The 13,372-nt window shown below is 59.6% G+C and carries 7 protein-coding genes; 6 read left to right on the top strand and 1 reads right to left on the bottom strand.

The window, feature by feature from the left end:
* Positions 1–18: 18 nt before the first annotated feature.
* Positions 19–1,041 carry a LacI family DNA-binding transcriptional regulator gene (locus tag FMF02_RS03825; RefSeq protein ID WP_141412265.1) on the bottom strand — a complete coding sequence of 341 codons (1,023 nt, stop codon included), beginning with the start codon at positions 1,039–1,041 and terminating at the stop codon, positions 19–21.
* A gap of 174 nt (positions 1,042–1,215) precedes the next feature.
* Here FMF02_RS03825 and rbsK point away from each other — a divergent pair, with 174 nt between their 5' ends.
* The 6 genes from rbsK to FMF02_RS03795 all read left to right on the top strand — a co-directional run bounded on the left by rbsK (position 1,216) and on the right by FMF02_RS03795 (position 13,366).
* The gene (gene rbsK / locus FMF02_RS03820; RefSeq protein WP_019131541.1) at positions 1,216–2,136 is read left to right on the top strand and encodes a ribokinase; all 921 of its coding nucleotides are present in this window, start codon (positions 1,216–1,218) and stop codon (positions 2,134–2,136) included.
* Positions 2,137–2,247: 111 nt separating this feature from the next.
* Positions 2,248–3,258: a GRP family sugar transporter gene (locus FMF02_RS03815; protein WP_141412264.1), complete on the top strand. Its 1,011-nt coding sequence runs from the start codon at positions 2,248–2,250 to the stop codon at positions 3,256–3,258.
* Between the two features lie 117 nt (positions 3,259–3,375).
* Complete coding sequence (locus FMF02_RS03810) at positions 3,376–4,896, top strand: ADP-ribosylglycohydrolase family protein (RefSeq protein WP_019131539.1); 1,521 nt, start codon at positions 3,376–3,378, stop codon at positions 4,894–4,896.
* Positions 4,897–5,186: 290 nt separating this feature from the next.
* Entirely contained in the window at positions 5,187–8,312 is a 3,126-nt protein-coding gene (locus tag FMF02_RS03805) for a SusC/RagA family TonB-linked outer membrane protein (protein WP_244611625.1), read from the top strand.
* 20 nt (positions 8,313–8,332) lie between these two features.
* Entirely contained in the window at positions 8,333–10,201 is a 1,869-nt protein-coding gene (locus tag FMF02_RS03800; RefSeq protein WP_141412263.1) for a RagB/SusD family nutrient uptake outer membrane protein, read from the top strand.
* A gap of 33 nt (positions 10,202–10,234) precedes the next feature.
* The gene (locus FMF02_RS03795) at positions 10,235–13,366 is read left to right on the top strand and encodes a SusC/RagA family TonB-linked outer membrane protein (protein WP_141412262.1); all 3,132 of its coding nucleotides are present in this window, start codon (positions 10,235–10,237) and stop codon (positions 13,364–13,366) included.
* Positions 13,367–13,372: the final 6 nt, after the last annotated feature.

Below are 13,372 nucleotides of genomic sequence, written 5' to 3'. Positions count from 1 at the left end.
TGAAAATGATTGGATTGCCTATTTCTCGCCGTGTGCGTGCGCGACCGAGTTGCAGACGATGAGCTGCGGCGAGAGCTGGATCTTCGCATCGTCGTTGCCCGTGCCTTCGATCCGTTGCAGGAGGATCTTTACGGCCAGGGCACCCATTTCGCTGATGCGCTGGCTCACGCGCGTGATGGCCGGATCGAGGTAGTCGAGGTAGGTGTAGTTGTCGAACGAGACGACCGAGATGTCGTCGGGAATCCGAAGTCCCGACTCCTTGATTGCCTTGATCGTCCCCAGCAGGATGGTGTTGCTCATGGCGAAGATCGCCGTGGGGCGTGCCGATCCGCTCAGCGCGAACTTCGTTTCGAGATACCCGTTCTGGATCGAGAAGTCGTTGCCCGCGATGCGGGCGCGATCCTCCAATCCCGCCTCGCGCAGTGCGTCGAGATAGCCCCGCTCGCGTTCGCGTGCGGGCATCGAGTGGGGTACTCCCCTGATACATAGGATGTCCCTATGGCCGAATCCGATGAGATATTTCGTGGCGTTGAGCCCGCCTTCGTAGTTGTTCGTCGTGACGTAGGGGAGCGCCGTCGGTTCGAAATAGCGGTCGATGAGCACCACCGGCGTGCGGTTGCGGTCGATCGATTCCAGCGCGTCGGGTTCCTGCCCGCTCGGCACGACGATGATGCCGTCGACCATGCGCGATACGAGCGATTCGACACCGGCCCGTTCGAGGTCGGGGGCGCCCATCGTGTCGACCAGCACGGTCGTGTAGCCGAGCCGGCTCGTTTCGCTGATGACGGTGCTGGCGATGTTGGCGAAGTAGGGGTTGTCGATCCCCGGCACGAGCAGTCCGATCGTGTTGGTTTTCTGCGTGCGCAAACCTTTGGCCAGCAGACTCGGCTTGTAATTTCGACTGTTGGCCTCTTCGGTGATGAGCTTGACGGTTTTCTCGCTGATCCTGTACTTGTTGGCTTTGCCGTTGAGCACGCGGGAGACCGTCGAAACGGAAAATCCGGTTCGTCGGGACAACGTTATCAGAGTCTCTTTTCGCATCGGTGAAAGGCCTGTTTCGGGGTGTGAAGATCGATTTTCTGGCACAAAGATAGGATTTTTTCATAAAAAAAGACGAAATCTGTTTTTTTTCTGACTAAATAGCGTATATTTGCACAAACGTTTGCGTCGCGCGGAAAAAGACTACTTCAACAAGTGAACTTATAATTCTTCAGGATGGAAAAAATCATGGTGATCGGCAGTTCGAACACGGATCTGCTGATAAAAACGAATCGTATTCCCGACCCGGGCGAAACGGTGCTGGGCGGGACATTCATGATGAATGCCGGCGGCAAGGGGGCCAATCAGGCCGTGGCGGTCGCCCGGATCGGCGGCGGCGTGAAGTTCGTGGCCAAGATCGGCGACGACATGTTCGGGCAGCGTTCGCTCGAATCCTACGCGCGGGACGGCATCGACATCTCCTATATTATAAAGGACGGGGCCGCCCCGTCGGGAATGGCGCTTATCACGGTCGACGCCGCGGGCGAGAACTGCATCGTGGTGGCTCCGGGCGCCAATGACCGGCTGACTCCCGCCGACATCGATGCGGTGGCGGATGCGATCCGCCGTTCGGAGTACCTGCTCATGCAGTTGGAGATTCCGATGCCCGCTGTCGAATACGCTGCCGCGATCGCCCGCGAGGCGGGGACGAAGGTGATCCTCAATCCCGCTCCGGCTGCCGTTCTGTCGGACGGGTTGCTGTCGGGGCTCTACATGATCACCCCCAATCGCAGCGAGAGCCAGTTGTTGACCGGCGTGGTTGTCGACGGCTGGGAGGGCGCTGAGCGTGCGGCCGACGTGCTGCTGGCGCGCGGCGTCCGCAACGTCGTCGTTACGCTGGGTTCGCTGGGGGCGCTCGTCCGCTCCGGCGAGGTGTCGGAGCGTATTCCGGCGCACAGGGTCGACGCCGTGGACACTACCGCGGCCGGCGACGTGTTCAACGGTGCGCTGTGCGTGGGGCTGGCCGAGGGGCGGACGCTGGTCGAGGCCGTCCGTTTCGCCACGTGCGCCTCGGCGATCTCCGTGGCCCGGATGGGTGCGCAAAGCTCGATCCCGACGCGTGCCGAACTCGATTCGCTCGATCGCCCCGAACCGTAATCGTTACCGGCTTTTTCGATAAGCCGAAAGCGAAGCCGGACGCAGTTCGGGTTATGACGAGGCGAGAAAACGAAGAAAAACCAACTGAAACACCAACTAAAACTTCAACCTATGTTTATTGTCGACAGTTACGCACTGGCCGTCGTCTTCTGTTTCGTGACGATGTTGTGCTGGGGCTCCTGGGGCAACACCCAGAAAATGGCCGCCAAAACCTGGCGTTACGAACTCTTCTACTGGGACTATGTGATCGGCATGTTCCTCTTCGCGCTGATCCTTTCGCTGACGATGGGGAGCTTCGGTTCCGAAGGCCGGCCGTTCCTGCAAGATCTGGGACAGGCCTCCGGAGCCAATATCGCGAGCGCACTGTTGGGCGGCGTGATCTTCAACGCATCGAATATCCTGCTCTCCGCCTCGACCGCGCTGGCCGGCATGGCCGTCGCATTCCCGCTGGGCGTGGGCCTCGCGCTGGTTCTCGGCGTGATCATCAACTATGCGGGTGCGCCGAAAGGCGATCCTGTGATTCTGTTCGTCGGCGTGGCGCTGATCGTGGCGGCGATCGTCTGCAACGGCATCGCTTCGGGACGAATGCAGAAGGGTGCGGGCGGCAACTCGAACAGCCGCAAGGGCATCGTGCTGGCGATGGTGGCCGGCGTACTGATGTCGTTTTTCTACCGGTTCGTCGCCGCGGCGATGGATCTCGACCATTTTGAGAACCCCACGGCCGGCATGCTGACGCCTTACAGCGCGCTGTTCATCCTTTCGGCCGGCGTGCTGCTGAGCAACTTCGTCTTCAATACCTATGTGATGAAGCGGCCGTTCGTCGGTGCGCCCGTCTCCTATCGGGAGTATTTCACCGGCAGCGGCACGACGCATCTGGTCGGGATGCTGGGCGGCGCCGTCTGGTGTCTCGGCACGGCGTTCAGCTACATCGCGGCCGGCAAGGCCGGTGCCGCGATATCGTATGCGCTGGGGCAGGGCGCTCCGATGATCGCCGCGGTCTGGGGCGTCTTCATCTGGAAAGAGTTCAAGGGCGCCGACCGCTCGGTCAATACGCTGCTGGGCGTGATGTTCCTCTTCTTCATCGCGGGGTTGGGGCTGATTATCCTTTCGGGCGGCAACTGATCGCGGGCACGAAATCGCTGTTTTCGTTGAGCCGCGCGTAGTGCCGGACCTGCTCGGGCCATGCGGGCGGGAAAACGGCTGTTGAAAACGAACCGATAACCAAAATCTCACTACGATATGAAAATGAACTGGAAAAACTCGATGTTTGCGTCGTTGGCGGCCGTCGTGCTGCTGGCGACCGGTTGCGGCGGCGCGACGGCCGATACCGTAACGCTGTCCAGAGAAGTGCTGCTGGACAAGATCAAGGGCGGTTGGGCCGGACAGACTTTCGGCTGCACCTACGGGGGTCCGACCGAATTCAAGTACAACGGGACGATCATTCCCGACGAGTACGAGATCCCGTGGCCCGACAACTATATCAAATGGTGGTACGACAACGAGCCCGGCCTGTACGACGACGTCTACATGGATCTGACCTTCGTCGAGGTTTACGACAAGTACGGACTCGACGTGCCCGTCGACTCGATGGCCAGTGCCTTCGCCTATGCCTCCTACAAGCTGTGGCATGCCAATCAGGCGGCGCGTTACAATATTCTCAACGGAATGAAAGCACCCGAAAGCGGGCACTGGAAGAATAATCCGCACGCCGACGACCTCGATTTCCAGATCGAAGCCGACTTCGCGGGACTCATGTCGCCCGGTATGCCCAATTCTGCCGCCGAAGTGTGCGACGGCATCGGCCACATCATGACCTACGGCAACGGCTGGTACGGCGGCGTCTACGTGGCGGCCATGTATGCGCTGGCGTTCGTCTCGGACGACATCGAATATATCGTCACCGAAGCCCTGAAAACGATTCCGGCCGAGAGTACCTATCACCAGTGCGTCTCGGACGCGATCCGCTGGTCGAAGGAGAATGCCGACTGGAAAACCACGTGGAAGCTCATCGAAGAGAAATGGTGCGACGAGATCACCTGTCCGAAGGGAGTGAAAGACCCGTTCAACATCGAGGCTTCCGTCAACTCGGCCTATGTGGTCATGGGGCTGCTCTACGGCGCGGGCGACATGGATCGCACACTCGAAGTCTCGACGCGCTGCGGCGCCGATTCCGACTGCAATCCCGCTACGGCGGCCGGTATCCTGGGGACGATGCTCGGTTACAGCAACATTCCCGAGAAGTGGATGAAGCCGCTGCGCGAGGTGGAGGAGATCGATTTCGCCCACACCGATATTTCGCTCGACAGGGCTTATGAAATGAGTTTCGGTCAGGCACTCCGGATGATCGAGCGGGGCGGCGGCAAAGTCGGTGCCGACGACGTGGCCATCCGTGTGCAGACCCCGCAGCCGGTGCGTTTCGAACAGAGTTTCGAGGGCCTTCGTCTGGTCTACAAGAAGACCGACACCTATCGCAACTTCAAGAAGCAGTTCGTCCACGAATTCAACGGATCGGGTGTCGTGTGTACGGGGCGCGTGCGTGCCAAGAAGGGGATGAACGACTATGTCGCCCGTCTCGAAGTCGAGATCGACGGGCGGAAGGAGATCGTGGAGATGCCTGCCGATTTCGCGCGGCGCCGTTTCGACATCTACTGGAACTACGAACTTCCCGAAGGAGACCATACGATGAAGATTCGCTGGCTCAATCCGGTGGAACACGCCAACGTCGTCATGGACGGGATATTGGTCTATGCGCGTAAATAGTCGGGGGAAGCTATGAAGCGCATGTCGGGATTTTTCGCCCATGGCCGGACTCGTCGGCGTACGGATTTCCTGTGAAACTGTGCGCAAAGGTTTGCGCAAAATCGTGGGCGGAATTTTCCGGCAGAATGCGGGTCGTGCGATCCGGCGACCGGCCCGATGCGTACTTCGGGTCGGCCGCCGGCGGACGGCGCGGACGTTCGGGTAACGGGCTGCGGGCCGTCGGAATACGGCGATCTAGGCGGCATCCGTCGGAGGATGAATCAACCTATAAACCAACCAAATAGAAACAGATGAATAGACAACTACCAATCAGGTCATTGCTTTTTGCCGTGGCGCTGGCTTTCGTGTCGCAGTCGGTTTTCGCCCAACAGATGCGGATTTCAGGACGCGTCTGCGACTCGTCCGGACCGGTAATCGGGGCAGTGGCTGTCGTGAAGGGGACGATGCGAGGCATCTCGACCGATTTCGACGGTCAGTATGTCATCGACGTGGCCCCCGGCGAAATTCTCGTCTTCTCGTACGTGGGGTTGCAGAGCGTCGAGGTTCCGATCGACGCTACGACGAAATCCCCGCTGAACATCACGTTGCAGGAGACCTCGACGGTGCTTTCCGACGTGGTCGTCGTGGGATACGGCAAACAGACCAAGCAGAGCGTCACCGGAGCCATTTCGCAGGTGAAAGGCGACGAACTGATGAAGGCCGGTGGCGTGACGAACGTTTCGAGTGCCCTGACCGGTCTGGTGCCGGGCCTCGTCACGCTCAACTACTCCGGCAAACCGGGACAGGACGATGCGGAGATCTTCATCCGCACGGTTTCGACCTGGAACGACGCTTCGCCGCTGGTGCTCATCGACGGCATCGAACGCGGCATGAACGACATCGATTTGGGCGAAGTCGAGAACATCTCGGTGCTGAAAGACGCTTCGGCGACGGCCGTGTTCGGCGTGCGGGGCGGCAACGGCGTGATCCTCATCACCACCAAACGCGGCAAGGAGGGCAGCCCGACCTTCTCGGCATCGGCCAACGTCACGCTGAAAATGTCGTCGAAACTGCCCAAGAACGCCGATTCGTATACCGGACTGTGGTACCGGAACCAGGCCATCGAGAATCAGGTCTCGATGAACGGAGACCTCTGGAGCGAATATACGCCGACCGAGATCCTGCGCCGCTACCGCGACGGCGACAACCCCTACCTCTATCCCAATGTCGACTGGCAGAGCGAGATGCTGCGCAAGCATTCGTGGTCGCAGCGCTATGCACTCGACGTGCGGGGCGGTACGAAATTCGTCAAGTACTACGGCTCGCTGGCCTACGTGTACGACGGCGACGTGCTCAAAGGTCAGGACTTCGGCCAGGGCTATGTCCCGAAGAACGACTACAAGCGCTTCAACTTCCGTACGAACCTCGATTTCCAGCCCACAGCCACCACGACGATCAGCGTGGATATCGACGGCGCGTGGGGCATCGAGCGCACGACGACCGCCACGCCGGCCTACCTGTGGCCCGGCATCTACTCCAAGGGTCCCGACCAGTATCCGGTGCGCTACGAGGACGGGACGTTCGCCAACAACGAATCGGGATACGCGATGTACAACCCCGTGGAGTATTTCAATTTCAGCGGTCTCGAACGGCATACGCGCATGGACATCAACACCTCGTTCACGCTCAACCAGAAACTCGATTTCGTGACGAAGGGGCTTTCGTTCCGCGCGATGGCCAATTTCCAGAACTACTACTGGAGCATCGGGCCCAACATCACGGCCTCGCGCCCCATTACCAAATACATCGACTGGAAAACCGGCGAGGAGACGATCAACTATCCCTCGGACTATACGAACTCGAAATACGGCTTCGACTACGTGCTCGGCAAATATACGCTTTCGACCGAAAACATCTGGTCGAGCGGCGGCTCGCCCAAGATGTCGAAGAACCTGATGTACCAGGCGCAGTTCAACTACAACCGCACGTTCGGGCTCCACAAAGTGTCGGGGCTGATCCTGTTCAAGCGCATCGAGAATGCGGCGGGCTCCGCCTTCCCGAGCTACCGCGAGGAGTGGGCCGGGCGTGCGACCTACGACTTCGACAACAGGTACCTGTTCGAGTTCAATGCGGCCTACAACGGCTCCGAGAAATTCGCCAAAGGCAACAAGTTCGGGTTCTTCCCGTCGGCGGCCGTCGGCTGGATACTCTCCGAGGAGCCCTTCTTCCGCCGCAGCGAACTCAAACGGTTCGTCGACCTCTTCAAGTTCCGCTACTCGTGGGGAAAGGTCGGCAGCGATTCGGGAATCAACCGCTGGCTCTACATGACGCAGTGGAGCAAGGCCACCTCGACAGCGTGGCTGGGTAGTCCGAGCGCTTCGCGGCCCGAGTATTCGGGGTTCCACATCACCAACATCGGCAATCCCGACGCCAAGTGGGAGACGGCCGTGAAGAACGATTTCGCCGTGGAGGCCTCCTTCTTCAAGAATACGCTGTCGCTGACCTTCGACTACTACTGGGGGCGCCGCTACGACATCTTCATGAGCGCCAGCCAGCGCAACATTCCGCCCTGGTTCGGTGCAGATCCCGTGGCCGCCAATATCGGCAAGACGAAGGAGCGCGGCTGGGAGCTCGAAATGCGCTACAACAACTCGACCAAGTTCGGCCTCAAATACTACGCGACGGCGATGTTCTCGCACGGAAAGGACGAGATCGTCTACATGGAGGATCCCGAGTTCACGCCGGCATACCAGAAGAAGGCCGGTTACCAGATCGGCCAGCAGACCTCCTATCTCCACAGCGGCGTAATCACCTCGTGGGACCAGATGTATACGGGGGCAGCGGTCGAGAATACGTCGGGGAACAACGTCGGTATGCTCCAGCTGATCGACTACAACGGCGACGGCGTGATCGATACGAACGACATCGTTCCCTACGGTTATCCCAACCGTCCGCAGTATACGATGAATTTCACCGTCGGCGCGGAGTGGAAGGGCATCAGTCTCTCGGTGCAGTTCTACGGTACACGCAACTGTACGCTGGTCAGAAGCGCGGGCGAATTCTCGTCGCCGCATTACTATACCGTACTCGACACGAGCATCATGGGCGACATGTGGCTTCCGGGGTCGCAGGAGGGCGGAACCTATCATCATCCCGTGTACAAGGGCTCCGGCGCGAGCGTCCATTCGGGCAGCTTCAACATGGTCGACGGCACGCAGTGGCGTATCAAGAACGCCGAACTGGCCTACACCCTCACGGCGGAGCGGCTGCGCAAGGCGGGAATCACCTCGTTGCGGTTCTACATATCGGGCAACAACCTCTGGCTCTTCTCGCACCTGAACGAAGACCGTGAAACGGGCGGTACGCGCACCAACGACAATGTGATGAAGTACCCGCTCACCAAACGGTACACGTTCGGGGTGAAGATCGAATTCTAACTGTGCAAAAGGCCAAAAAGATGAAAAAATTGAATACATTCAGGAATATCGCATGGGGTGTGTGCTCTCTGGGAGCCCTGCTTCTGGCTTCGTGCGAAGACTATCTCGAAAAGACCCCCGATTCGAACGTCGACGAGAAGATCGTCTTCGGCAACTACCGCAATTTCCAGGGGTATCTCGACGAACTCTACGGCAAGGGGCTGATCTCCTATTACGTGACGGGTTCGAGTCCGTGGACGTCGAGCTTCGATTTCGGCGACGATACCTACTGCAACCAGACCTTTCCCGTTTCGTACGCGCTGACCCGGGGCGATTACATGTGGATTTACAGCAACCGCGACCACAATCCCTTCATGGATATGGTCAACGCCAGCGGTTCGCTCTCGCACGCAGGACTGTGGCATCAGGCGTGGCGCAATATCCGCCGCTGCAACGAGGGGCTCGAAAACTTCGATCTGCTGGTCGACGCCACCGACCAGGAGCGGAAGCTGCTGCTGGGACAGATCTATTTCTTCCGGGCGTGGAACCATTTCGAAGTGGCCCGGTTCTGGGGCGGAATCCCTTACGTGAAGGTGCTGCTGGGCGCCGGCGACAATCTGAAACTGTCGCGCCTTTCGTACAGGGAGACGCTGATGAACGTGGTTGAAGACCTCGGACTGGCTGCGCAGAACCTGCCTGACAGGTGGGACAATCCCGAAGTCAATACGGGACGCGTCACGCGCGGCGCGGCCTATGCGCTCATGGCCCGTGCGCTGCTCTATGCGGCCAGCCCGCTCACCTCCCGGATGGAGGGGCGCGGCGCGGTGTACGACGAGGAGCTGTGCCGGCAGGCGGCCGAAGCCGCCTACGAGGTGATCGCCTCCGGCGTCTATTCGCTCGTGCCGTGGGAGGATTACGACCATATCTTCACCGATACCCGCCCCGGTACGAACGTGGTCTACTCCTCGGAGACCATTTTCCAGAAGATTCACAACAGCCGCGGCGGTCAGAACCAGGTAATCAACGGAATCGGCCGCGTCCACACCAGCGGTCGTTTCGGCGGCAACAACGTATGCACGTTCCCGACGGCCAACTTCGTGAACCTCTACGAGACGGCGACGGGCTATCCGATTGACGATCCCGATCTGCCGGCCGGCGATTTCGACGAAAAGCTGCCCTGGGCCAACCGCGATCCGCGTCTGATGAAGACGATCCTGACCGACGGGGTCAAGTGGGTGTCGAGTGCTTCGGACGCCAGCGCTTATACGCAGCTCTATTCGAGTCCGAACCCCGGTCTCGACCGCGACGGCAACGCTTCGCTGTCGGGTTATCTGATCCGCAAATTCACGCCCTATATGGTCAATAACCGCGAATCGGACAATACGGCCTGGAACAATTTCCGCTTCTCCTGCCCGTTCATCCGCTTGCCGGAGGTCTACCTGACCTTCGCCGAAGCGGTGAACGAGGTTTGGGGGCCGAATACGGCGCCCGATTTCGCGAACGGGCTGACCGCAGTCGAGGCGGTCAACACGGTTCGCCGCCGCGTGAAGCTGCCGATTGCCGAAAATGTCACTCTGCCCTCCGAGTTGCAGACCTACGGCAGCGAGTCGCTGCCCGACGTGTTGCCGAAATTCACGGCCGACGCCGCTACGTTCCGTGAGCGGATCCGCAACGAGCGTTCCGTCGAACTGGCGTTCGAGGGGCACCGCTGGCACGATATACGGCGTTGGTACGTGGCGCATCTGGACAAGTACAAGATCCGCTACAAGGCCGAATTCGACAAGGAGCACACCTTCTACCGCGAGGTGGAGCTATTCACCGCGCAGTTCGACGACAAGCACTATTGGTTCCCGTTCCGCCGCAGCGACGTGGAGCAGTACGAGGGTTTCGAACAGAATCCGGGTTGGTAACATTCCCAGAATCCCAAACTAAATGAATCCATTATGAATAAACGAACATACATACTCGTATTTCTGCTGCTGCTCGCCGGGTTCACGTCGGAACTGTCGGCCCAGAAAAAGCCGAAAAAGGCGAAGCAGGAGATTTCCGTCGTGTCGGGGCAGGTGGTCGATTCGTCCGGGATTCCTGTCGCCGGAGCGCTGGTTACGGCTATGGAGGGCGCCTATTTCGCCCGTACGGACGCCGACGGCGCATTCAGCGTGAAGAGCGGTGCGGCCGATTACATTCTGATCGAGGCCGAGGGGTACGAACCGAAGGAGGTCTATCTGCCCGATCTGGCCGCCGGACAGGCGATCGCACTCGAAGCTTCGCCGTATCGCAGCGGCAGCGCCGACCGGGTCGAACTGCCGTTCGGGACACTGACCGACCGCCGCGTGGTCGGTGCGGTCAACGACATCGATATGGACCGCTATAAGGATAAACTCAGCGACTACGGTCTGGACGGCGTGTTGCAGGCCGAAGGATTCGGCGTGTTCGGCGCGAAGGACGTCCGCGGCATGGGTTACACCATTCTGATCGACGGTCTGGTGCGCGACGGTTCGAATTCGGTGGCCTCGCTGAGCGACATGCTCAACGCCGATGAGGTCGAGCGGATCACGGTTCTCAAAGATGCCGCGTCGCGGCTCCTCTACGGTTCGTATGCCGACAAGGGCATCATCCTGATCAAGACGCGGCGGGGCGAAGCCCACAAGCGCATCATGAATTTCTCCTACGAAACGTCGTTCGGCATTCCCAAGGCACAACCCGAATACCTGCGTGCGGCGGATTACATGATCCTCTACAACGAAGCGCTGCGCAATGACGGCGGCAATCCGATGTACAGCTATCAGGATATCGAGAATGCGCGGGCGGGCGTGGATCCGGTCAAATATCCCGATCAGGACTATTACAGCAGCGAGTTCCTGCGTGGTTTCAAGCCGCAGAATCGTGTCTCGGCCGAGTTCATCGGCGGCAGCCGCGTGGCACAGTATTATCTGAACGCAGGGTTCTACAACACGAAATCCATCGTCTCGATGGGCGAATCGGACAAGCAGCGCACCAACCGGTTCAATGTCCGGGGCAACGTCGACGTGAACATCAACAAATATATCAAGGTGTCGCTCGATGCCGCCGCGATCTTCAACTCCTACCACGGGCCGAACTGGAAGAACGGCAATTTCTGGCGGCTGTCGACCGAGAATCCGGTGAACTCCTATCCGTTCCTGATCCCCGTCGACCGGCTGGATATGGAAGACGAATACACCAAGACGGCACTGGAAGACGCGGAGCTGCAACGCTCGGTGATCGGCGGCAAATATCTGGTGGGCGGTAACAACAACAATAATCCCAACTACCTGCGCAATCCCTACGGCGACCTCTATCTGGGCGGTTACGCCAACACGATGGACCGCATGGCACATATCAACGTGGGCATCGACGTCGATTTCTCGTGGCTGACCGAGGGCTTGTCGTTCAAAACCTATTTCGGTACGGACAACTACAACAAGTACACCACCACGCAGAATAACAGCTACGCCTCCTACGAACCCGCGTTCGGCGACGACGGCACCATTCGGATCGCCAACATCTACGGCTCGAACGATTTCGTGGGCAGCCAGACCATGACCGACACGGGTTTCTACCGCCGTCTGGGGTGGAACAACGCGCTGTCGTACGACCGGACCTTCTCCGGCCGTCACCAGCTCAGCGCCGTGCTGATGTCGACCATGCACCACTACAAGGAGAGCGGGGCCACGCACGCCGAGAAATCGGTGAATTTCGGCGGCCGCGTGAACTACGCCTTCGCCGACAAGTACGTGGCGGAGTACAGCGGCGCCTATATCGGTTCGACCTTCCTGTCGCGCGGCAACCGTTGGGGCTACGCGCAGGGCGGAGGTCTGGGGTGGATCGTCTCCGAGGAGGAGTTCCTGCGCGGAAGCCGTTGGTTGAATTATTTGAAAATCAAGGTTTCGTATGCCAATACGAAATCCGATTCGGGCATGTCGAACTACATCGACACGGATATTTACGATCCGGGTGCCAACTACAACTACGGCGACGGAACCGGCCAGAACGCTCTGATGACGCTCCAGCGGGGTAATCCCGCCATTTCGTGGGTGCAGCGGCACGACGTCAACGTCGGCATGGAGTTCTCGCTCTTCCGCCATGCACTCTCGGGTGAGGTCAACTATTTCAACTCGCTGCGTTTCGACGAGATTACGCGGCGTACCTCGCAGCTGCCCGGCGTGCTCGGCAGTAGTGTGTTCATTCCGAACGAGAATTACAACAGCCGCCGCCAGAGCGGTATCGAAGCTCGGATCACCTATCGCCGGCACTTCGGCGATTTCGGGCTCGAAGTGGGCGCCGACATGATCTGGTACAAGCCCCGATATGTCAAATATTCGGAGATCGACTATCCCGAGCACCTGAGCTACCTCAGCCGGGCGGGCCGGCCGACCGATGCGATCTGGGGCCTGCAAGCCGACGGGTTCTATACGCAGGAGGAGATCGACCTGATGAACGCCGGCGGCGCGATCGCCCGTCCCACCTACGGAACGGTGCAGGCAGGCGACATCAAGTATCGCGACGTCAACGGCGACATGCGCATCGACGACGAGGACTTCACCGTGATCGGCAATACGCACGCCCGGTTCGCCTACGGACTCAAAGTCACCCTCACGTGGCGCAATTTCGAACTGTTCGCCTACATGAGCGCCCAGACGGGGGCGACCAAAGACTATCGGAGCGACGCGTACTATGCGGTCTACGGGCCCAACGCCAAGTATCCGGTACACCTGATCGGCCGCTGGGCCTACGATCCCAGCCTCGGGATCGATACGCGCGCTACGGCGACCTATCCGCGTCTGACGGCCAGCTCGTCGGGGACGACGCACAATTACGGCAAGACGTCGACGTTCTGGCTCGCCCGGCAGAACTACTTCTCGATTCCGGCTGTCCAGCTCTCTTACCATTTGGGCGACAAGCTGATGAAGACGCTGCGCCTGAAAGACGTGACGATCTATGCGCGCGCCACCGACATCCTGCTGCTCTCGCCTTCGCGGGATCGGATGATCCTGAACGTGGGCAGCGAGTTCCAGTACGCATGGGTACACCTCGGAGTGAAACTGAAATTCTGACCGCAA

This window comes from Alistipes communis (genome assembly GCF_006542665.1).
GTDB lineage: Bacteria > Bacteroidota > Bacteroidia > Bacteroidales > Rikenellaceae > Alistipes > Alistipes communis.
This window is presented reverse-complemented; position numbering and strand designations above follow the sequence as displayed.

What these genes read in the sequence shown, in the direction of transcription:
- FMF02_RS03810 (WP_019131539.1), top strand. Translation starts at nt 3,376, where the DNA reads ATGAAAATGAACTGGAAAAACTCGATGTTTGCGTCGTTGGCGGCCGTC.
- FMF02_RS03795 (WP_141412262.1), top strand. Translation starts at nt 10,235, where the DNA reads ATGAATAAACGAACATACATACTCGTATTTCTGCTGCTGCTCGCCGGG.
- FMF02_RS03815 (WP_141412264.1), top strand. Translation starts at nt 2,248, where the DNA reads ATGTTTATTGTCGACAGTTACGCACTGGCCGTCGTCTTCTGTTTCGTG.
- FMF02_RS03805 (WP_244611625.1), top strand. Translation starts at nt 5,187, where the DNA reads ATGAATAGACAACTACCAATCAGGTCATTGCTTTTTGCCGTGGCGCTG.
- FMF02_RS03825 (WP_141412265.1), bottom strand. Translation starts at nt 1,041, where the DNA reads ATGCGAAAAGAGACTCTGATAACGTTGTCCCGACGAACCGGATTTTCC.
- FMF02_RS03800 (WP_141412263.1), top strand. Translation starts at nt 8,333, where the DNA reads ATGAAAAAATTGAATACATTCAGGAATATCGCATGGGGTGTGTGCTCT.
- rbsK (WP_019131541.1), top strand. Translation starts at nt 1,216, where the DNA reads ATGGAAAAAATCATGGTGATCGGCAGTTCGAACACGGATCTGCTGATA.